Annotated in this window: 19 protein-coding genes and 1 pseudogene; 6 read left to right on the top strand and 14 right to left on the bottom strand. The window is 58.5% G+C overall.

Annotated elements, in window-relative coordinates; all coding sequences use genetic code 11:
• Window positions 1–128: 128 nt before the first annotated feature.
• The 4 genes and pseudogenes from H0484_RS11025 (at window position 129) to egtD (ending at window position 3,725) form a co-directional block, all read left to right on the top strand.
• Window positions 129–980, top strand: coding sequence for an alpha/beta hydrolase (locus H0484_RS11025; RefSeq protein ID WP_226954688.1), 852 nt, complete (start codon window positions 129–131; stop codon window positions 978–980).
• Window positions 981–991: 11 nt separating this feature from the next.
• Window positions 992–1,387, top strand: a complete 396-nt coding sequence (locus tag H0484_RS11020) for a VOC family protein (RefSeq protein WP_226954687.1) — start codon at window positions 992–994, stop codon at window positions 1,385–1,387.
• A gap of 169 nt (window positions 1,388–1,556) precedes the next feature.
• Window positions 1,557–2,780: pseudogene (egtB, locus tag H0484_RS11015) on the top strand (ergothioneine biosynthesis protein EgtB); the annotation flags it as partial.
• Window positions 2,778–3,725, top strand: coding sequence for an L-histidine N(alpha)-methyltransferase (gene egtD, locus H0484_RS11010; RefSeq protein WP_226954822.1), 948 nt, complete (start codon window positions 2,778–2,780; stop codon window positions 3,723–3,725). The pseudogene egtB and the gene egtD, both read left to right, overlap by 3 nt.
• On the opposite strand, the gene H0484_RS11005 is transcribed toward egtD, so the two are convergent.
• The gene (locus H0484_RS11005; RefSeq protein ID WP_226954686.1) at window positions 3,709–4,647 is read right to left on the bottom strand and encodes a LysR family transcriptional regulator; all 939 of its coding nucleotides are present in this window, start codon (window positions 4,645–4,647) and stop codon (window positions 3,709–3,711) included. The genes egtD and H0484_RS11005 overlap by 17 nt on opposite strands.
• A 145-nt stretch (window positions 4,648–4,792) precedes the next feature.
• On the opposite strand from H0484_RS11005, the gene H0484_RS11000 reads away from it, so the two are divergent.
• Window positions 4,793–5,932: an FAD-dependent monooxygenase gene (locus tag H0484_RS11000; protein WP_226954685.1), complete on the top strand. Its 1,140-nt coding sequence runs from the start codon at window positions 4,793–4,795 to the stop codon at window positions 5,930–5,932.
• 241 nt (window positions 5,933–6,173) lie between these two features.
• Window positions 6,174–7,079, top strand: a complete 906-nt coding sequence (locus H0484_RS10995) for an ABC transporter substrate-binding protein (protein ID WP_226954684.1) — start codon at window positions 6,174–6,176, stop codon at window positions 7,077–7,079.
• 36 nt (window positions 7,080–7,115) lie between these two features.
• Here the strand turns inward: H0484_RS10995 and H0484_RS10990 are convergent, their stop codons facing one another.
• The 13 genes from H0484_RS10990 to H0484_RS10930 all read right to left on the bottom strand — a co-directional run bounded on the left by H0484_RS10990 (window position 7,116) and on the right by H0484_RS10930 (window position 19,803).
• Window positions 7,116–7,817 (bottom strand): ion channel, encoded by a 702-nt coding sequence (locus H0484_RS10990; RefSeq protein ID WP_226954683.1) that lies wholly within the window; start codon window positions 7,815–7,817, stop codon window positions 7,116–7,118.
• On the bottom strand, window positions 7,814–9,793 hold the full coding sequence (locus H0484_RS10985) for a PIG-L family deacetylase (protein WP_226954682.1): 1,980 nt from the start codon (window positions 9,791–9,793) through the stop codon (window positions 7,814–7,816). The genes H0484_RS10990 and H0484_RS10985 overlap by 4 nt, the downstream gene beginning before the upstream one ends.
• A gap of 145 nt (window positions 9,794–9,938) precedes the next feature.
• Window positions 9,939–11,111, bottom strand: coding sequence for an ABC transporter substrate-binding protein (locus tag H0484_RS10980; RefSeq protein WP_226954681.1), 1,173 nt, complete (start codon window positions 11,109–11,111; stop codon window positions 9,939–9,941).
• A 62-nt stretch (window positions 11,112–11,173) separates the two neighbouring features.
• Complete coding sequence (locus tag H0484_RS10975) at window positions 11,174–12,175, bottom strand: amidohydrolase family protein (RefSeq protein WP_226954680.1); 1,002 nt, start codon at window positions 12,173–12,175, stop codon at window positions 11,174–11,176.
• The gene (locus H0484_RS10970) at window positions 12,172–12,741 is read right to left on the bottom strand and encodes a 3-hydroxyanthranilate 3,4-dioxygenase (protein WP_226954679.1); all 570 of its coding nucleotides are present in this window, start codon (window positions 12,739–12,741) and stop codon (window positions 12,172–12,174) included. Before H0484_RS10970 ends, H0484_RS10975 begins: the two co-directional genes overlap by 4 nt.
• Window positions 12,742–12,763: 22 nt before the next feature.
• Window positions 12,764–13,186, bottom strand: a complete 423-nt coding sequence (locus H0484_RS10965; RefSeq protein ID WP_226954678.1) for a RidA family protein — start codon at window positions 13,184–13,186, stop codon at window positions 12,764–12,766.
• Window positions 13,187–13,366: 180 nt separating this feature from the next.
• A complete protein-coding gene (locus tag H0484_RS10960) occupies window positions 13,367–14,308 on the bottom strand; it encodes a LysR substrate-binding domain-containing protein (RefSeq protein WP_226954677.1) in 942 nt (313 codons plus the stop codon).
• A 17-nt stretch (window positions 14,309–14,325) separates the two neighbouring features.
• On the bottom strand, window positions 14,326–15,030 hold the full coding sequence (locus H0484_RS10955) for a TetR/AcrR family transcriptional regulator (RefSeq protein ID WP_226954676.1): 705 nt from the start codon (window positions 15,028–15,030) through the stop codon (window positions 14,326–14,328).
• 192 nt (window positions 15,031–15,222) lie between these two features.
• On the bottom strand, window positions 15,223–16,422 hold the full coding sequence (locus H0484_RS10950) for an FAD-dependent monooxygenase (RefSeq protein WP_226954675.1): 1,200 nt from the start codon (window positions 16,420–16,422) through the stop codon (window positions 15,223–15,225).
• Between the two features lie 70 nt (window positions 16,423–16,492).
• A complete protein-coding gene (locus H0484_RS10945; RefSeq protein ID WP_226954674.1) occupies window positions 16,493–17,221 on the bottom strand; it encodes an ABC transporter ATP-binding protein in 729 nt (242 codons plus the stop codon).
• Window positions 17,218–17,976: an ABC transporter ATP-binding protein gene (locus H0484_RS10940; RefSeq protein ID WP_226954673.1), complete on the bottom strand. Its 759-nt coding sequence runs from the start codon at window positions 17,974–17,976 to the stop codon at window positions 17,218–17,220. Before H0484_RS10940 ends, H0484_RS10945 begins: the two co-directional genes overlap by 4 nt.
• A complete protein-coding gene (locus H0484_RS10935) occupies window positions 17,969–18,931 on the bottom strand; it encodes a branched-chain amino acid ABC transporter permease (RefSeq protein WP_226954672.1) in 963 nt (320 codons plus the stop codon). The genes H0484_RS10940 and H0484_RS10935 overlap by 8 nt, the downstream gene beginning before the upstream one ends.
• On the bottom strand, window positions 18,928–19,803 hold the full coding sequence (locus tag H0484_RS10930; RefSeq protein WP_226954671.1) for a branched-chain amino acid ABC transporter permease: 876 nt from the start codon (window positions 19,801–19,803) through the stop codon (window positions 18,928–18,930). The genes H0484_RS10935 and H0484_RS10930 overlap by 4 nt, the downstream gene beginning before the upstream one ends.
• Window positions 19,804–19,811: the final 8 nt, after the last annotated feature.

Genomic DNA, 19,811 nt, shown 5'->3' with positions numbered 1-19,811 from the left:
AACTGTCACCGTTTAGCATGTTGAAAACAACAGAGCGCGCAGCGGCATCACCCCGCGCCAAACGTATCAGCAAGCACGAGCTGGCCTTCTAGCCGCTCGACATCATTTGCGTTGCCGGAGACCAGGATATGGGCCCTTACGTATTTCGCGACTACGATCAACAAGCTTTGGATCGCGCCTTTGACCAAACGGCATGGGCCTCGAATGGCGAGGCGGTATTGCGCGATTTTTATGAAGCCGGGCAGCGAGTGTTGGCGGCGGGCGAGCATCACGACGGCCTGCGTTATGGCGAGGGCCCGGATGAAACCTTGCACTGGTTCGCAGCGAATACGGACGCGGCCCCCATACATTTGCATATTCATGGGGGCGCCTGGCGCATGCTGCGCAAAGAGGATGTCGCGTTTGCCGGGCCGGCTTTTACCCAAGCCGGCATGCATTTGGTATTGCCCGACTTCAGTGCTTTGCCGGGGGTGCGCTTGCCCGATGTGGTGTTGCAGTTGGTGCGTGCGGTGTCTTGGGTGTATCGCAACGTGGGTCGTTACGGCGGCGACAGAAACCGCATTTATCTTTCGGGCCATTCTTCGGGCGCGCATGTTTGTGCCGTATTGCTGACAACGGACTGGACGCAGCACGGCTTGCCTGCCGACGTGATCAAAGGGGGGTTATGCGTCAGCGGTATTTACGATATGGAGCCCGTGATGCTGAGCGCCCGGCGCCACTATGTGCACCTTTTACCAGAGGAATGGCACAGGCTCAGCCCTATCGAGCATGCGGCATCACTCAACTGCCCCCTCAGCTTGGTCTACGCCGAAGGCGACAGCCCTGAGTTTTGCCGCCAGGCCCTGCACTTTTACGACACGCTGCTTGCCCACGGAAAACAGGTCGACCTTACCGTGCTGCCCAAACTCAATCACTACGAAATCATCGGTGAACTTGCACCCTTGGCTTTGTCGTGCAAGGCTTTCAATTCATATTCTTAAGGAGCCTGCTCATGGCCCGCCTTCGTCATTTCGCCATCTGTGTCAACGATCTGGAGGCCTCTGCGGCCTTCTATGAAAACGTCTTCGGCCTGAAGCGCGTAGGAGAGGAAACCATTGGCCTGGGCTCGGGCATTTATCTGAGCGACGGCGTGGTGAATCTGGCGCTGCTTAAGTTCAATAGCGGTGCGCCCAGCGCAGGCAAGGAAGGTTTCGTGGGCGCCCATCATTTTGGTTTCATCGTCGAGGATACCGAAGCCATGGGCAAGAAAATCGAAGAGAACGGCGGCAAGTTCTTCTTCACCCTGGGCGACCCCGAGAAAAGCAATTTCGAGCTGAAATACAAAGATCCTGACGGCATCGTTTTTGATATTTCGCGCAAGGGTTGGCTGGGAACAAACGAGGTGTAAGGCGCGGGAAATCAGGGATGGCAATTTTGGGCGCAGTATACTTTCTGATCTAGGTGACCAGACGGGTCGCCTGGAAACCCGGCTGGCCGCAAAGCTTTTTGGCGGCCTAAGGGGCTCCTCATCGGACGGCAGCATCGTCCGAGGAAGGCGGGATTCTCTTGCCTTCCACATGCCTGGAATGCTTCAAATGAGACTCCCATGCAATGCTCCCGTCCCTGCCTCAAACGCCACTTATCTTCATCGCTTGTATCACCGCGTTCGGGCCAAAAGCGAAGTCTTGGCCGCCCCGCTAAGCCCTGAAGACCAAACCGCGCAGTCCATGCCCGACGCCAGCCCCACCAAGTGGCATCTGGCGCATACCAGTTGGTTTTTCGAGACTTTCCTGCTTTTGCCGCACAAGCCGGGCTATCAAGCTTTCGATTCCGCTTTCGCTTATCTATTCAATTCCTACTACGAAGCGCTTGGCCCGCGACACCCGCGCCCCGAGCGCGGCTTGTTGACCCGGCCCAGCGCTGACGAAGTGCTGGCCTATCGGGCGCATGTCGACCAAGGCATGGATGAACTGCTGCTCGACCTTCCGCCCGAGCTGGCGCCTTTGGTAGAGCTAGGGCTGGCGCACGAAGAGCAGCATCAAGAACTCTTGCTCATGGACGTGCTCCATCTTTTTTCCCGTTCGCCCTTGGCACCGGTCTATCGGCAGGGGCTGCCGCCCTCTTATCCAGCCCTAGGCCCTATAAGCTGGATGTCTATGCCCAGCGGTATTGTGGAAGTGGGCGCCGGCGGCGAGGGTTTCGCCTTCGACAACGAGACGCCCAGACACAAGGTTTACTTGCAGCCCTATGCCATGGCGGATCGCTTGGTCACCAACGGCGAATGGTTGGCGTTCATGGCTGACGAAGGCTATAACAAGCCCGAATTGTGGTTGTCGGAAGGATGGGCCAAGGTGCAGGCCGAAGGCTGGCAAGCGCCTTTGTATTGGCAATGTGAAGAGGGTATCTGGATGGCCTTCAGTCTGGAAGGTAAGCGGCCTCTGGACCTGAATGCGCCGGTAGTGCATATCAGTTATTACGAGGCCTGGGCCTACGCGCAGTGGGCGGGCGCACGCTTACCCACCGAAGCCGAATGGGAGCACGCGGCGGTATTGGGCGCCGAGCTGCACGACCTGTATGGCGAAGCCTGGCAATGGACACGTAGCGCCTATGATGCCTATCCGGGCTTTCATCCATCAGCCGGCGCGGTGGGGGAATACAACGGCAAGTTCATGGTCGGGCAGATGACGCTGAGGGGCGGTTCTGCGGTGACGCCGGCGGGGCATACGCGAGCCACCTATCGCAACTTCTTTCCTCCTGCTGCGCGTTGGGTGTTCAGCGGTCTTAGGTTGGCCAAAGATGTGACCGACGAAACCGCGCAGATTTCTGAAGACTTTGCCGACGATGTCATTCAAGGTTTGTCGAGGCCACACAAGCGTTTGTCGCCCAAGTATTTCTATGACGATGCCGGGTCACGCCTGTTCGAGGCGGTGTGCAGAACCCGCGAGTACTACCCCACGCGAACCGAGCTGGCCCTGCTGCGTACCGCCGCCGCCGAGATTGCCGCCTATATTCCTGACGGTGCGGCGCTGGTGGAGTTTGGCAGCGGTGCCAGCCTGAAAACCCGTTTGCTGCTGGATGCCGCCCCGCAGTTGGCGGCCTACGTGCCCGTAGACATCAGCCCGGATGCCCTGGAACGCGCCACGGCCTCCTTGCGCAGCGACTATCCCGCTTTGCTGCTCAGTCCCTTGGTGGGCGACTTTTCCAGCCCACTGAGCTTGCCGGCGGATATTCATGGTTGTCCGCCCATAGGCTTCTTTCCAGGGTCTACCATAGGCAACTTCACCCCTGACGAAGCAGTGGCCTTTTTAGGCCGTGCGCGCACCTTGTTGGGGAGCAATGCGCAGTTCTTGGTGGGCGCAGACTTGGTCAAGGACGAGGCCACGCTGGTGGCGGCCTATGACGATGCCGCCGGCGTTACCGCTGCCTTCAATCGCAATGTCTTGGCGCGCATCAATCGTGAACTGGGTGGCGACTTTGACCTTGATAGCTTTGCGCACCGTGCGGTGTGGAATGCTGAAGCACAGCGCATGGAAATGTGGCTGATCAGTACCCGCGAGCAGACGGTGCATGTGCTGGGCAAGCCTTTTCACTTTGCTCAAGGTGAAGGCTTGCATACCGAGAATTCCCACAAGTTCACGCCCGCAAGTTTTACCGAGTTGGCGGGGCGTGCGGGCTGGCGCGTGGTTAGAACCTGGATCAGCCCTGAACCGCAGTTTGCCTTGTTTCTGCTTACGGCAAGCGATTAGATAAAGCCCCCATGGCTTCCAGCCCATACCAATCGCCGGACTCTATGGCGGTTTCCAGCGTGGCCATGAGCAGGCGTTTGCCTTCGCGCAGCGCGTGGGAGTGTGAGCGGGCCTGATTTTCGTACAGGGCCCAGGTTAGCGCCAGGCCGCGTATGGGGCTCCAGCTGATGGCGTCTTGCCGGGTCAGGTTGTTCAGAGCGCAGGCTGGCAGAACCGTCAGGCCTATGCCTTGTTCGGCGAGTTCCATACAAAGGCTGAGCGTGCCGGCCTCGACGGCGGTGCGAAACACCATGCCTTTGCGGGTGAGCATATGTTCTACCAAGCCCCGCAGGGCATTGGGCCGGGCGGGCAGCACCAGCTTGGCGCCGTTTAGGCGCGAAATAGGCGTCATCTCGCGTGGCGATAGTTGCTCGGCAGCGCTGCCCAAGACGATCAGCGGTTCGCGCACCAAGGCGGTTTGCTTGAAACCGGCAGGGGGCGAGGCATCGAAGGGCATGATGCATAGGTCAAGTAAGCCAGACAACATTTGATCGCGCAACAGATGGCTGACGCTTTCGTTGATGCGCAGCTTGATGTCGGGGTATTGGCCCACCAGGGTACGGATGAAAGGCGTGGTGAACACTTTATGCCACGAAGGCGGCGCCCCTATGGAAAGCTGCCCGGCGGCGACTTCGCCCACCTGCTCTTTCAGGATAGAGAGCTGGCGCAGCAAAGGCCGCGCTTTTTCGGTGAGCAGAAGTCCGGCATCGGTAAGCTGCACGCCGTTTTGCGTACGGGTGAACAGCTTGGTGCTCATTTCTACTTCAAGTGCGGCGATGTGGCGGGATAAGGCCGGTTGGGAAAGATGCAGATCGGCAGCGGCTTTATTGATGCTGCCGAGCTCGGCCACGCGCAGCATGTACTCGAGTAGCCTGGATTCCATACCTTATCCTATAAATGAATAACCTCTATATCATACGTGCAGTATTCTTATAGCGCGAACACGTTTAGCATTTAGGTAAGAGCCGCGCGGCAGACGGCGGCGTCAACGTTTTTCCGGCCATGCCTGGCCGGGCCAGGAGCATCAAATGAAAATAAGGATACTGGGGGCAGGGCCAGCCGGCTTGTACTTTGCGGCACTCATGAAGCAGCACAACCCCGCCCACGATATTGTCATTTACGAACGCAATCCCCGTGACGCTACGTGGGGCTTTGGCGTGGTTTTCTCTGACCGCGCCCTGGAATTTTTGCGTGCCGATGACGAGGCCCTGTACCAGTATCTGACTCCGCACCTGGAAAACTGGCCCGAAATTACCGTGTCGCGTAACGACGTCAAGGTGCCCATCGCCGGTAACGGGTTCTCTTCCATTGGCCGTCTGGAACTGCTTACCCTGCTGTACCAATATGTAGAAAAGCTGGGCGTGAAGATTCAGTTCGACACCGAGATCACCGACCTGAAAGCCGTGGGCGAGGCTGACTTGGTGGTGGCGGCCAATGGCGCATTTTCTTGGGTGCGTAACGAGAACGAAGCGCAATTTGGCACCCAAACCGATTGGCGCCCCAACAAATTTATTTGGTATGGCACGACCAAGGCCTTCAATAGCTTGACGCTGACCTTCCGCGAAACCGACTTGGGCGTATTTTGCGCGCACCACTACCGTTACAAGCCGGATATGAGCACTTTTCTGGTTGAGGTAACAGACGAAACCTGGCGCCGCGCAGGGTTCGAGCACATGAGCCCTGAAGACACCATGCACTATTGCGAACAGGCCTTTGCCCATGAGCTTGAAGGCCACCCCATTATCAGTAACAACTCGCATTGGCGAAATTTCCCCGCCATCTGGAACGAGCGCTGGTACAACGGCAATGTGGTGTTGCTGGGCGACGCCTTGCGCACCGCGCATTTCTCTATCGGGTCGGGAACGCGCCTGGCCATGGAAGACGCCGTTGCTTTGTTCAAGGCTTTTCAAGCCACCGGTGACGACGTACAAGCGGCCTTGCCCAAGTTTCAGGAACTGCGCTGGCCGCCTGTACGAAAAATCTGGGATGCGGCCAACATTAGCATACGGTGGTACGAAGAAATGGACCAACGCGTGCCCGAGTTGGCGCCGGTTGAGCTGGCCTACAACTACATGACGCGTACGGGGCGGGTGAACCACGCCGAATTGCGACGCCGCGACCCGGCCTTGGCGCAAGCCTACGAAGCGCTGCACCCAGAGCTGCAGTAAACCCGAGCTTGCACTCAGGCGCCTCTGCGGCGCTTACCCATAACAGCCCGGAAGGCCAGAGCGTGCCTTCCGGGCTGTTTGCGTCTGAACGTGTGCGGGCTTCAAGGCTTGCTAGGTTATTCTGAAAGTGGATAGCGACTATGACTCTCAAGCATTATTCAAATAAGGGTGGGGGCCCTAGGATGACATAAGCAGACCGCCGGACGCATGGCGGCACATACCGAAACAAAGGAGCCCCGTCATGAGTAAACCCAAGGTCATTGTCACTGTCGCCCCTACGGGGGGCATGGCAAGCAAGAAGCAAAACCCCAATCTGCCCACCCAACCCAAAGAAATCGCCGAAGACGTGTTGCGTTGCTATAACGCCGGTGCCAGCGTGGTGGCCTTGCATGCGCGCCGTGCCAGCGACGACCCGGCAGAATCCATGGGGGTGTATGCCACAGACCAGGGCTTCAAGAAGGTGTACCTGATGGCACCCAACTATCAGGCGGGCAAAGAAATGCTGGGCGGGTTCAAGCGCTTTTACAAGGGCGAGGTCGTCGATGAAGTCTACACGCCCCTGAATCAGGCGGATTACTCTGCCGAGATCTCGCAGTTGCAGGCCTCGGGGGCGGACGCCGTGTTCGTGTTCTACCCGGGCGGCATGGGTATCAATTTCGTCAAGCAAATGCGCCAGGCCGGCATGTTGGGCAAATTGCCGGTGCTGTCGGTATTTACCGTAGACGGCACTACCTTACCGGCACTGCAAGGTTTGGCTGACGGTGTGATTGCCGGCGCCATGTGGGACGCTGCCCTGGACCAACCCCAAAGCCAGCGCTTTAAACAGGCTTTCCAAGCAAAGTACAAGCGTGATCCCAGCTTGTATGCGGCGGCAGGTTTCGATGCGGCCAATCTGCTGAATAAAGCCATTACCCGACTGGATGGCAAGCTGGAAGACAAAGCGGCTTTTGCAGCGGCTGTGAAACAGGCGGGCACCGAGTTCGAGTCGGTGCGCGGGCCGGTGTCGTTCAACGTCAACAACATGCCCATACAGAATTTCTACGCGTTTCAGGCGGTGAAGACGGATGATGGCGTGCAGATGAAGCAGCTGGGCACCCCGTTGACCGCACACAAAGATGCTTACTATACCGAGTGCAAACCAGGCTAGGCGTTAGTTGCTGGGCTTAAGGGCAAGGGGCGGGCGTTACAACATGCCCGCCTTTTCATTGGCGTTCAGCCTGTGCACCAGGGTGGTGATGTATACCGTGAAAATAGGAAAGGTCGTCATGCCTATGACTGCTAGCAAAGCGGTGCAGACCTTGCCCATAGTGGTCACAGCAATGATATTCGAGCCTACCGTTGTGACGGTTAGCGCAGCCCACCAAGCGGCGTCACCATAGGTTTTTACCTCTGGGTTCACGCCCGACTCGAAGATATAGAAGGTGAGCGTTTGAAAGTAGCACAGCGCCACGAAGATGACGATGTAAGACACGAACAAACTGGTGATGTTGTTCTTGATGGTTATGCGCGTCAACAGAACCAGTGCGACCCCTCCTCGGACCAGCGGCACCAGACGTAGCACATAAGCGGTTTCGTCCGAGAAGCTCAGCGAGTAGTACTCAAACAGATTCAGATACGGGATATATAAAAAGATAAACAGGAAATTCCGTAGCAGGAACCTGCCCTTTTGCGGGGAAAGGCTGAACAGCACGAAAAATTCGGTCAGAAAGTACAGGCACACCCACAGCTGTATGTCGTAATAGAGCCTCTGCTCGAACCTCGTGGGGCTGGTGAATGTTTCCAGAGAAATACTGGAGATCAGGGCAAGAGACAGCACAATGCCCAGTATGCTCGAGATTTTGCCGATCACACTTTGCGAGTGAGGCGTATACAGTAACGAACTCATGAGTCTGGTTTTTCAGATGAGGTGGGCGCTGTATCCGACGCCAAAATCGGCCTCTGGAAGGCATACCCGCCTGCTTTCGGGGGCTCGGTAGTGGAAGGCAAAGCTTGCCACTTACCCAGCTCGTGTCGCCATATCAAGTACTGCTGTGCCGGCCCGCTGGCGCGCGCGGTCAAATACAAATGGCCGCCCAACAGACGTAAAGACGGGTCCGAGGCAACGACATCGGCCAACTTGATTCGGCCGCCACCTTGTAACACCCAAAGCTCGGCATCGCCATTGCGCAGGGCGACAACGACCCGTCCTTGGCTGTTCAGGGCCAGGGCTGGGCGGCCCTGAAGCGTCAAGCCCAGATCTTGTGTCGGTTTCGTCGTTGCGTGAGCAGGCTCCAAGCGCAGCAGATGGCGGGTGTCCGGGTCTTGTATGAAGATGCTCAGCTTGCCCTGGCCATCGTGTATGGCGCTGGGCGCGGCATTCAGCGCCGGGCTGCTCAGTAGCTGCCAGGGTGCCCACAGGGTGGCGCCCTGCGAGGCCTGCCGACTGAGATGAAGCTGCCCGTGCGCATCCAGCGCGAGCGCAATCAGGCGGCCTTCATTGTCGATAGAGGCGGCGGCGTTGTACCTGGCGTCGGGTAGCGTCGGCAGTGCAGACCAAGGGGACCAGGCTGATTGGCCTGCGCGAGCCGCCGTCCAGTAGTAACGATTATCGGTACCCATGCCGATGGCGGCATGGCCTTCCGGCGCAACAGCGGGCATGCGATTCAAGCGAGCACCGCTTAATGTCTGCCAAGCCGCCCATTGCCCGGGCTTTACTTGCGTGCTTAACCAGATGCGGCCTGTGGCATCGCGGGAAAACATCGTCTCGCCGTGCGCGCTGACGGCCAGATCTGGGGCTTCGCTGCTGCGCCCACCCAGGCTTTGCCATTGAGCGCTGTCGGGTTGCCACAGGTTGATGGTGTCGTTCAGTTCGCCGGTAGTCAGCACAGAGGGGGGCTGGGAAGAGGACGCGCTGGCCACGAGTACGGCGCTGGTGTCCTGCCGCGCTACGTAATAGGCGCGGCCCACCCAGGCTGCGGCAGGGCCCGCGGGCTGTTGGCAGTCCTCCGGCCCTTTGCAGTAGCGGTAGTCTACCCACGCATAACGGCGGAAGGCTTCAGTTTTATCGGCGATCTCCGTCGGGCTCAGGTTAATGGCCTGTTCTTGGATGGGGTAGTCGATATAGCCGACCTGCGCATAGTTGCCGGGCGCAAGCATCATGGCCTCGCGAACCAGCCTTGCGCTGGCAATGTGATCGGGGTGTCCGTGGCCGGCACAGCGCCAGCAAAGCTGGGTGTAGGGAACGACATTGGTGTCGTCCAGGTGCCGGATGGTGGTAGGCCCATAGGTACGGATAATCGTGGCCAGTGTTTCAATCAAGTCGCTGCGCAAGTAGCGTTGGGGGAAGGCCTCCAAAGTTTCGACGGGGACTTTTGGGTCGGACTCGGTGCGGCTTAATGGCGTCAGGCTGCCCCAGCCTGGGCCTAGCCAAGGGTCTTGTAAGCGCAGATGCCATAGCTGAATACCGGGCCGGCCACTTAGGGTGAATCCCGCTACGCGGTAGGCCCCCACCTGCACGGATTGCTCTATCCATTCGTTGGCTTGGCCGGCCATATAGGCATACGCGGCTTGTACCGCTTGCTCGCGGTTGCGCATATAGGTCTCGCCCTCATTGCGTTCGCTGGCTGTCAGGTACACCACGCGCACGCAGGCGCCTTCGCGGATGACGTTCAGGATATCCGGGTTCATGAACAGCAGATCGTCGTCCATATGGCCGACAAAGGCCAGGTCTTTCATGCCTGCGCAGGTGCTCAGTTCGGGGATGACTGCGCTGTCATGAGAGCCCGCCGGGGCGGCTTGAGCAGCGCCCCACCCCAGCGCCAGACAAAACAGCAGCCAGTATGGCAGCGCTAATGATGGGATTGCCCGAAGAGCGGAAGGCATAGTGGAGGCTGGGGAAGAGGCGTTCAAAAGAGCAAAAAGTATAGCAACCTACCTTCTGCGCCAAATAGAACGCCCCTCATACCGGGGAGCCAAACCGATATGAGGGGCGTGAGCCCGCCAGGCGGGCTCTTTTACCTGGAGAGACTTACTTCATTGGGCACTGCTGATAGTAGGCATCTTTGTGGTTTTCAAAGTTGATACCCTTGGCAGACAGGACGGCCTTGCCGTCTTTGTCGGCCACGACTTCTACGCGATAGAAGTTGGCAATGGGGAACTGGTTGGTGTTGTAAGCGAAGGGGCCGCGTACCGATTCGAAGTCGGCGGCTTTCAAGGCAGCGCGCACGGCTTCTTTGTCGTCTAGCTTGCCATCAAGCTTTTTGATGGCCGAAGCCAGCAGGTTGGCGGCATCGTACGATTGTGCGGCGTACAGCGAAGGTGTGCGACCGAATTTCTTTTCGAAGGCTTCAACAAACTGCTTGTTTTGAGCGTTGTCGAGGTCGGGCGCGTAGGGCGAGTTGGTGATGGCGCCGATAGCGTCGTTTTGCAGCGCGGGCAAGGTGGAGCCATCGACGGTGCTGGCCGAAATAAGAGGGATCTTGCCCAGCAGGCCGGCCTGACGGTACTGCTTGACGAAGTTCACGCCCATGCCGCCGGGATAAAACACGTAGACGGCATCGGGGTTGGCCATCTGCAGCTGAGAGATCTCGACGGAATAGTCAGGCTGGTTGACCTGGGTGTAGACCTCGTCGATGACTTCGCCATCGTAGAAGCGCTTGAAGCCGGTAAGGGCGTCTTTGCCTGCCTGGTAGTTGGGCGCCAACAGGTACATACGTTTGTAGCCGCTGTCGGTGGCCATTTTGCCGCCGCCCTCATGCAACTGATCGTTGTTCCAGGAGGTAGAGAAAAAATAGGGCGAGCAATTGGCGCCGCTCATGGGCGAAGGGCCGGCGTTAGAGCCGATAAGGAAAGTCTCGGAGTCGAGGATGGGCTTTTGAGCCGCCATCATGACGTTGGAGAAAATGATGCCGGTGACGAAATCAACCTTGTCGCTGTCGACGAACTTGCGGGCCAGTTGTACGCCCAGGTCGGGTTTGAGCTGATCGTCTTCGATGATGACTTGAACATCTTGGCCACCCAGCTTGCCACCGTTTTGATCTATGGCCAGCAGGAAGCCGTCGCGCTGGTCGTGACCCAAGGCGGCGCCGGGGCCTGACAGCGTGGTCATCAGGCCCACCTTGACCTGAGCCTGTGCGGGGGCCAAGCCTAAGCCAAGCGCAAGGGCGGAAGCGCAGAGAGTCGCTTTGAAAAGAGGCTGCATGGTGTCTCCTGGAGTTAATTCTTGAATAAGGAACGTAGTGAAACACTACGTCATGCTACGTTTTATAACCCGAAAAATGCCTGGGCGTTACCCCCTTGCAGGCGTTCTTTGGTGGGCTCGCTGAAGCCGCTGTCGCGTATCAGCTGACCGATCTGAATCTCGCCCAGCGGGAAGGGGTAGTCGGAACCCAGCATAACCTGGCTTTCGCCCATTACGTCTACCAGCAGCTTCAAAGAGCCTTGATCAAAAATGGCAGAGTCGACGTGAAAGCGGTTGACGTAGCTGGAGGGCAGGTTGGGGCAGTCTTTACGCACGATGTCGCGTTCGCGCCAGGCGTTGTCGACCCGGCCCAGCAGGTAGGCAAAGCTGCCGCCGCCGTGCGCAAAGCAAATTCTCAGCGAAGGCGGCAAGCGTTCGAAAGCGCCGGACAGAATCAGCGACAAAATGCCCAATTGGGTTTCGGCAGGCATGGCGACCAGCCAGGGCAGCATCCACTGCTTCATGCGGTCTTTGCCGCCCATCATGTCCCAAGGGTGTATCAACAGGGGGATGTTTTCTTGGGCGCAGTGAAACAAAAAGGTGACCAGTTCTTCGTGGTCCAGGTCTTTGTCGCCCATGTGGTTACCGATCTGTACGCCGACGTGTCCGTTACGCTTGGCACGCGAGGCCTCTTTGCAGGCGGCATCGATATCTTGCAGGGGGACTTGTGCCAACACCTTGATGCGATGGGGGGCGGGGGCGCACTGCTCCAGCGCCAAGTCGTTCATGCGCTGGGCCCAAGGCAAGGCGCGTTCTATAGGGTAACGGTAGCCAAACATAATGGGCGTGGCACAGGTAATTTGCACGTCTACGCCCAGCGCATCCATTTCCTCCAGGCGTTTTGCGGGGTCCCACAGACCCGAATACACCGGGCGGAAAGCTTGTTCGCCTTGCATGATGTGGCCGGTGCCGTCGCCGTTGTCGCGCAGCCAAGGCGCGGCAACAGGGTCTAGCGCCTGGGCTTCAGCTTGCGTAATACGCGGAAAAAAATGCGAGTGAATGTCGATGACTAGCGGTTTGCTCAAGACTGGCTCCCTGCGGGTTGGGCGCTGGCGGCGGGTTGGCCGTGGGCGTGTTTGCCGGGGTGCGAGGTGCCGCAACTAGGACAGACACGCAACTCGGGGGTTTGATAGAACTTTTCGAATAAAGGCGGCAAGTCGTCGACGATGCTTTCAAGCTGTACCTCGACGCGATGCACTAAGTGGCCGCAAGACAAGCAATACCATTCGAAGCCGTCCATCAGGCCTTTGGGGCGCTGACGTTCGATGACCAGACAGCGGCTGTCGGGCTCGGGGCGTTGGGGCGAATGACGCACGTGGGGCGGCAGCAGAAACATGTCGCCTTCTTTCAGATCGATGCGGTCGGGCTTGCCGTTATCCATGATGTTCAGATAGGCATTGCCCTTGAACTGATAAAAGAACTCTTCAAGGGGGTCGTCGTGGTAATCGGTGCGATGGTTGGGGCCGCCCACCACCGTCACGATAAAGTCGGCGTCCTTCCAGATTTGCTGATTACCGACAGGAGGCTTAAGCAGATGGTCGTTGTCGTCGAGCCAGCGCTGGAATTTCAAGGGGGGGCCGTAGCGGAACATGTCAGTCTCCTGGGTTGACCGTTTATTTTGCAAGAGGCTTGTAGGCGATGGCCTTGATTTCGATCAGCAGATGCGGGTGAGGCAACTGATGCACGGCGACCGTGGTGCGAGTGGGGCCGTCAAAATCAAAGTATTCGCCATAGACCTCGTTGTAGCCGCCGAAGTCATTCATGTTGACGAGGTAGCTGGAGATCTCGACGATGTCTTGCAGACCGGCGCCTTCGCTGGCCAGGATATCGGCGATGTTCTCGATGACGGCGCGGGTTTGGGCGCGTATGTCTAGCTGGGTAACGCCAAGTTCGTCGGCTTGGGCGCCTGCAAAGCTATTGTCGGGGCGGCGCGAACTGGTGCCCGAGACGAACAGAAAGTCGCCCGCGCGCTTGATGTGGGGAAACTTGCCACGGGGCCGGGCTTTGCCGGCGACAACGGTGGATTGTGTGGTCATGGATGGAGCAGCCCTCGAAGCGTGGGTGGTCAGGGGATGCTACGAGTATAGGGAGTCAGGCCTATATCTCATAGAGAAATATGAGACGCTTGCTATCGATAAAATCGATAGCCGGGGGCGCACCTGCATAGCCAGAGATGCCAAATTTAGAAATACCTATGTCTTAAAGGCTGGCCCCGGCTACGACAGGCAGCGGATAAACAGTTGGGTTGCCGGTGGCAGATTGTGTTCAGACTTCACCGAATACCCCACCTGACCGAAGGCACCCAGCGGCGGAGTCTTCAGTATGGTTAACAGGCGCAAGCGCGAAAAATGGCGGGCGGCGGTTAAAGGGATGAACATGACCGTATCCGACCCCTGCAGCATGCCAATGTTCGTAACCAGCGACAGTGATTCGGTCAGATTGTCCGGCACCGTCAGGCCCTGCTCATGCAGGTGTCGCTCTAGCAGCGCCCGAGCGGGTGAGTCGTGCAGCGGGAAAATCCAGGGGTAATCGGTCAGGTCAGCTAACTGCAGCTTGCGCCGTTTCGTTAAGGGGTGATGGGCCCCCGCCACCGCGCAAATGGCATCCTCGTACAGAATCGTATGATTCAAGGGGTACTGGCGCATCAGCGGCAAGTGGGCTTCCGGCAGTCGGCCCACCACGATGTCCAATTCGCCATTGGCCAAGCCGTGAAACAGATGCTCGTTAGCACCTTCGTAAACCGTCACCAGTATGCCTGGGTGGTCGCGTTTTAGCTTAAGAATGGCTTTGGGCAAGAGTTCGGCTGATGCAGAGATCAGCGTGCCCACGATCACGTGTCCGCTTCCTCCCGACCGAAATGCATTGAGCTCGTCGGTCAGGTGGCGCAGGGAAGACTTTACCGAACGCAGGCGCTCGCTGATAACGGCGGCATAACAAGTGGGCACCACCCCTTTATTGCTGCGTTCGAACAAGGGGACGCCCAGGCTTTTTTCCAACTCTTGTATGGCCTTGGTAACGGCTGATTGCGACATGTTCAGTTCGCGCGCCGCACTGGCAATAGAGGGCGAACTGAGCACCTTGTCGAAGATCAGCAAAGGGCGCAGTTTCAGGTGATGCAGCGCAATGGGCGTGGGGTCGGTGTCACGGCGGCTGGGCATGATGATGGGCCCTCAGCTTACGCGGTGGAAGTTGGCGGTGCCTGAATGCCCGAGGTGACGAAGGCGGTAATCTGGCTGATGACTTCTTGGTCATCGTCGGGATTACAGATGTCTTGCGAAAGCTCGTTCAGACGGTGGCTGTCGGAAAAAATATACATATAAGCCCCCACCATCAGGGCCACGCGCCAAAACAGATCGCGCATGGGGGTGTCGGGAAACATCTCTTGCAGTCTTTCCACGTAGGCGCGCGTAGACGCATCGTAGGCTTGCTTGCGCAGTTTGTACGAAATCTCGGCGGGTTCAGTGTGCAGGCGCGCCTGCAAACGCAGAAACCGGCGGCCCGCCGGTATGGCGCGTAGTGCCAGGGCGGGGCCTAGAAACGCGTGCACCAGTTTTTCTACGGTCACCGGCTCGGCGCTTTCCTGAAGCTCGCGCAGCAACTCCATGCGCTGATCAGAGATCAGACTGCCTCGGCGGATGAATACAGCTTCGTAGAGCTCGTATTTGGAACCGAAGTAATAACTGATCAGCGCCTGGGTGACGGCTGCCTTTTCTGCGATGACACGCAGGCTGGTGCCGGTATAGCCGGTTTGGGCGAACTCTTCTTCCGCAGCGTCCAGGATGCGTTCGGACGCATTGTCGCCCGAGCCTTCGGGGCGACCGGGGCGATCCCGTTTGACCGGTTTGCGCGAAGAGTGGGGGGCAGAGGAAGCGCCGTGCATATCAGGTTCGAAAGGGACGTTTAAGAAAGCGTCCCCGGGGCCTGGCTGGCGTGCGCCGCTCGCACGGCGCGGCATGCCTACGCCAGGCGCCTGGGGGCGAGGTTCCGCCGATCATAACAAAACCCATGGTGGCTCGCGGCCTGCCGCCCGGCTGAAGTCCAGCCGGTGGGGCGGGGCGGCGTACCTGGGGCTTTACACCACCGGTTGGAAATCGGTGGCGTTGTACGCGTAAACCCAGTTGGCTTTAATGCCGCCGGAATGCGGGTCTTTCTGTTGCTGCTCGCGGTATTCGGCGTCGCGCTTGGCTTGGTCTTCTTTACTGGCCAAATGGTAGGTGCGACCGCGTTCGCGGGCTTCCAGTTGCACGCGCGCGGTACGCGGCAGGCGCTCTTGCTCGTACTGGCGTAAGGCCTCTTCGATATCGTCGGGCAGGGCGTCCAAGGCCTTGGCCAGCACATAAGCGTCTTCGATCGCCATGGCTGCACCTTGAGAAAGGAAGGGCAACATGGGGTGCGAGGCGTCGCCCAGCAGCGTGACGCGTCCTTTGGACCATGTGGTCATCGGGTCGCGGTCGAAAAGCCCCCAGCTGTAAACCTCGGTGACCCGTTCGAACAGCTTCATGAGGTTGGGGTGCCAGCCCTCGAAATCCTTCATCATGGATTCCACCGTGGAGCGGGTGTGCCAGGATTCTTCCACCCATTCCTCGGTTTCGCGCACGGCGACGATATTGACGCCTTTGCCGCCCTTTACATAGTAGGTCACGACGTGGCCGTTGGGCCCCATCCAGAAGGTGGTGGCGGGTGCGACAAAGTCGGGTTGCTCGTCGAAAGGCACGACCGCCCGATAGCACATATTGCCGGTGAACTTGGGGTCGTCGGCACCAAACAGGGCGTGACGAACGTTGGAACGTACGCCGTCTGCGCCTATGATCAGGTCGGCCTCAAACGTCGTGCCGTCGGCAAAGTGGGCGATGGCCTTGTCTTTATCCTGGGTCACGTCCACACACGTGGTCGAGAACGTGACTTTGCTCATGTCGACGCGGTCAGCCAGGAGTTGGTGCAGGTCGGCACGATGCACGTGGAAGAACTCGGCCCCGTACAAACGAGGGCAGTCATCCTTCAGGGGAATCACGAAGTTGACGTCGCCGGTGTCCCAGTTTTTGCCCAGCAGGCATTCGGGCAAGAAGCTGGCCTTGGCCAGATCGTCCCAACCGCCTAGCTCGCGTATGACTTTAACGGCATTGGGGCTCATCTGGATGCCGGCGCCGACTTCGCCAAACTCGGCGGCGCGCTCGAACAGATGCGCGTCTATGCCGCGCTGGGCCAGTGCCACAGCGGTGGCTACGCCACCTATGCCGCCGCCGATAATGCCAACTTTCAATTTCTTGGACATGGTGTTTCTCCTTGATGGGCGAAACCAGGTTTCGCCGCGATGCTGCAAAATTTTTACGTAAATCAGGGGTTCAGCCGCCCAGATAGGCGTTGAGCAGTTCTGGGTCGTTCAGCAAGCTGGCGCTGTCTTTCTCGGCAATGACATTGCCCGTTTCCAATACATAGGCCCGGTGGGCGACGCTGAGCGCGTTGTGTACGTTCTGCTCGACCACCAGAATCGACACGCCATGCGCGTTCAGTTCGCTCACCACCTTGAAAACCTCTTGGGCCATCAGAGGGCTCAGTCCCAGGCTGGGCTCGTCCAGAATGAGCAGTTCGGGTTCCGACATCAAAGCGCGGGCGATAGCCAGCATTTGCTGTTCTCCGCCGCTCAGCGTGCCGGCTAACTGACGGGCACGCTCTTTCAGGCGAGGGAAACGCTGAAAGGCCAAGTCTTTGCGACGCTCGAGCTCGGACTTCGCATTGAGCAGATAGCCGCCCAGTTCGATGTTTTCTTCGACCGTCATTTCGGGCCAGACATGACGCTCTTCGGGGCAGTGCGAGATGCCCAGCTTCAGGATGCGACCGGGCTGCATGCCGCCTATCGCTTGGCCTTTCCAGGTAAGCGAGCCCGACTTGGGCGTGATCAAACCCGAGATGACACGCAAGGTCGTAGATTTGCCGGCCCCGTTGGCGCCCAGCAGAGCAATGACTTCGCCTTTATTCACCGTGAGATTGATGCCGTGCAAAGCGGTCAGGTTGCCGTAACCGGCGACGACGTCATTCAGTGCCAGCAAAGGCGTGGAAGCAGAGGCGGTCATGCGGCTTTCCCCATGTAGGCTTCGAGTACGGCGGGATTGGATTGAATCTCTTGTGGCGTGCCGCTGGCCAGCTTCTGGCCGAAGTTCATCACCACGATGTGATCGGAAACCTGCATGACCAGATGCATATTGTGTTCTACCAATAGCAAGGACTCTACCCATTTGCCTGGCAGTTGAATCAAGCGCTTGGCCAGGTCGTTGGCTTCGCGAGTGTTCAGGCCGGCAGCGGGTTCATCCAGCATGAGCAAACGGGGTTTGGCGCCCAGGGCGACACTGACTTCCAGCAGGCGTAGTTCGCCGCAGGAAAGCGCATTGGCGTCGGCTTCCATTCTGTGGCCCAAGCCCATCATCTCGATAATTTCGCGTGAGGAATCCTCGATTTGGCGGTCACGCTGCGACTGGCCACGGTGTGGCCAGAAGGTGCGCCACAGTGGTGTTCTTTCTTGCAGATAGTGGGCGTGTATGACGTTGTCCAACACGTTCAAAGAGCGCAAGACATTGGTCTTCTGAAAGGTGCGGATGACGCCGCGCGAGGCCATGTCATAAGGCTTGAGCGCGGTCACGTCTTCGCCGTCCCAAGTGACCTTGCCTGAGGTGGGCCGGTAAAAGCCCGTGATCAGGTTAAAGCAGGTGGTCTTGCCGGCGCCGTTGGGCCCGATCAGGCTGAAGATCTGCCCTTTGGCAACGGAGAAATCAATTTCGCGCACGGCATGGATACCGCCGAAAGATTTGCACAGGCCTTGTACTTCAAGCATGGCTCGTCCTTTTGAAAAGAGAGGGGAAGCGCTGACGCGCATAGCCCATGACACCATTGGGGGCGAACAGTACGACGGCCATGACGATCAGGCCGAACAGCGACATGCGCAGCTCTTTGAATTCACGCAGATACTCTTCCAGCAGGGTGACGACGATGGCGCCGATGACGGGGCCGATCAGCGAGCCCTTGCCACCCAGCAGAACAATAATGATCATCGTGACGGTGAAGGGGAAGCTGAAGACTTCAGGGCCGACGAAAGAAATGTAAGTGGCGTAATAAGCCCCCGAAATGCCCGCCAAGAAAGAGGCGACGACGAAGACGAACATCGAGTAGCGGAACGGGTTGATGCCTATGGATTGCGCCACGTAGTTGTTTTCGCGCAGCGTGACGGCGGCACGCCCGGCACTGGAATACACCAGTCGATACGAAACAAAGAAGGTAATGGCGGCCAGCAGCACGCCCATCATGACAAAGCCGCGCTTGCCGGCCAGCCAGGGTACGGCATCCAGAATGGCTGGGTGCGAGATGCCTGCGATGCCCATGGGGCCGTTGGTCAGCCCTATCCAGTTATTGGCCACCACGCGCAGCACTTCGGCAAAAGCGAGCGTCACGATAACGAAGAACGGACCGTTCAAGCGTAAGGTGATGCGACCAATGATCCAGCCGAATAGAGCGGCGACGATGGCCCCCAGCGCCATGGAGACACTGACCGGCAGGTTTAGCGGCGCACTGGAAAACAGCGCAACGCCGTAGGCGCCCATGCCAAAGAAGGCCACATGCCCCAAGGGGAATTCACCCACGTAGCCGATGATGAGGTTCAAGCTGCTGGCCAGGATGGTGTACAGCAGAACCAGGATGAGAATGTGCAGCAGGTAATCGTCTCGGACGAAAGCACCAAAAAGCACCGCAGCGATCAGAAAGCCGATCAGGCTATTGCGTTCGAATTTCATCATGCACGTTCCGCGCGAACTGAGAACAGGCCATAGGGCCGGAAAAGCAACAGAAGAATCACCAAGGCAAAGCCGATCAAGTCGACCGTGCCGGTCTGGACATAGCCGCCCCAAAGGGATTCGGCTACGCCCAGGATGAGACCGCCCAGAATGGCGCCTGCAAAGCTGCCCATGCCGCCCAGAATGACGACGACGAAGGTCTTCATGCTGACGAGCCCGCCGATAGAGGCTTGCGCTACGTAGATGGAGCCTAGCAACATGCCTGAAGTGGCTGCCAGCGCTACGCCCAGCGCAAAGGTGCAGGCGTAGATATTCGCCGTATTGATGCCCACCAGACTGGCTGCCGTGGCATCCTGGAAGGTGGCGCGCATGGCCCGGCCCAGCTTGGTCTTTTGGATCAGCAGGCGGGTGCCGACGATGGCGGCGATGGATACGGCGATGGCGAACAGACGCACTTCGGTAATCACGATGGGGCCCAGAAACAGCGGTGCATTGCCTACCGGCGCAGCCACCTTCTGTGGGGCCGTGCCCACTATCATCAGCGCCGTGTTGGTCAGGAAGATTGCCAAGCCTATGGTCAGCAAAATGCCTGGCTCCGGGCCTTTGTCACGTACACGCACGATGATGAAGCGCTCAAGCAGCCAGCCGAAGGCCGCCATCACGATAATCACCAGCAGCAACCCGCTGAAGAAGTCCAGTTGTAGCCGTTCGGTGACGAACCAGCCCAACAGGCCGCCCATCATGTAGAACTCGCCATGGGCAAAATTGACCAGACGCATCAGGCCGAAGATAAGCGTCAGGCCCAGAGCCGACAGGGCGTAGAACGTCCCGTTGACTAGGCCATTGACGACAAACTGAAGAAAGAGATCAAACACTTAGGGTC

The sequence above is a fragment of the Mesopusillimonas faecipullorum genome (assembly GCF_020539505.1).
In the GTDB taxonomy this organism is placed as follows: domain Bacteria; phylum Pseudomonadota; class Gammaproteobacteria; order Burkholderiales; family Burkholderiaceae_B; genus Mesopusillimonas; species Mesopusillimonas faecipullorum.
The sequence above is the reverse complement of the archived record's forward strand: the minus strand, read 5'-3'. Positions and strand labels throughout refer to the sequence as shown.

What these genes read in the sequence shown, in the direction of transcription:
- H0484_RS11025 (WP_226954688.1), top strand. Translation starts at nt 129, where the DNA reads ATGGGCCCTTACGTATTTCGCGACTACGATCAACAAGCTTTGGATCGC.
- H0484_RS11020 (WP_226954687.1), top strand. Translation starts at nt 992, where the DNA reads ATGGCCCGCCTTCGTCATTTCGCCATCTGTGTCAACGATCTGGAGGCC.
- H0484_RS11005 (WP_226954686.1), bottom strand. Translation starts at nt 4,647, where the DNA reads ATGGAATCCAGGCTACTCGAGTACATGCTGCGCGTGGCCGAGCTCGGC.
- H0484_RS11000 (WP_226954685.1), top strand. Translation starts at nt 4,793, where the DNA reads ATGAAAATAAGGATACTGGGGGCAGGGCCAGCCGGCTTGTACTTTGCG.
- H0484_RS10995 (WP_226954684.1), top strand. Translation starts at nt 6,174, where the DNA reads ATGAGTAAACCCAAGGTCATTGTCACTGTCGCCCCTACGGGGGGCATG.
- H0484_RS10990 (WP_226954683.1), bottom strand. Translation starts at nt 7,817, where the DNA reads ATGAGTTCGTTACTGTATACGCCTCACTCGCAAAGTGTGATCGGCAAA.
- H0484_RS10985 (WP_226954682.1), bottom strand. Translation starts at nt 9,793, where the DNA reads ATGCCTTCCGCTCTTCGGGCAATCCCATCATTAGCGCTGCCATACTGG.
- H0484_RS10980 (WP_226954681.1), bottom strand. Translation starts at nt 11,111, where the DNA reads ATGCAGCCTCTTTTCAAAGCGACTCTCTGCGCTTCCGCCCTTGCGCTT.
- H0484_RS10970 (WP_226954679.1), bottom strand. Translation starts at nt 12,741, where the DNA reads ATGTTCCGCTACGGCCCCCCCTTGAAATTCCAGCGCTGGCTCGACGAC.
- H0484_RS10965 (WP_226954678.1), bottom strand. Translation starts at nt 13,186, where the DNA reads ATGACCACACAATCCACCGTTGTCGCCGGCAAAGCCCGGCCCCGTGGC.
- H0484_RS10960 (WP_226954677.1), bottom strand. Translation starts at nt 14,308, where the DNA reads ATGCCCAGCCGCCGTGACACCGACCCCACGCCCATTGCGCTGCATCAC.
- H0484_RS10955 (WP_226954676.1), bottom strand. Translation starts at nt 15,030, where the DNA reads ATGCACGGCGCTTCCTCTGCCCCCCACTCTTCGCGCAAACCGGTCAAA.
- H0484_RS10950 (WP_226954675.1), bottom strand. Translation starts at nt 16,422, where the DNA reads ATGTCCAAGAAATTGAAAGTTGGCATTATCGGCGGCGGCATAGGTGGC.
- H0484_RS10945 (WP_226954674.1), bottom strand. Translation starts at nt 17,221, where the DNA reads ATGACCGCCTCTGCTTCCACGCCTTTGCTGGCACTGAATGACGTCGTC.
- H0484_RS10940 (WP_226954673.1), bottom strand. Translation starts at nt 17,976, where the DNA reads ATGCTTGAAGTACAAGGCCTGTGCAAATCTTTCGGCGGTATCCATGCC.
- H0484_RS10935 (WP_226954672.1), bottom strand. Translation starts at nt 18,931, where the DNA reads ATGATGAAATTCGAACGCAATAGCCTGATCGGCTTTCTGATCGCTGCG.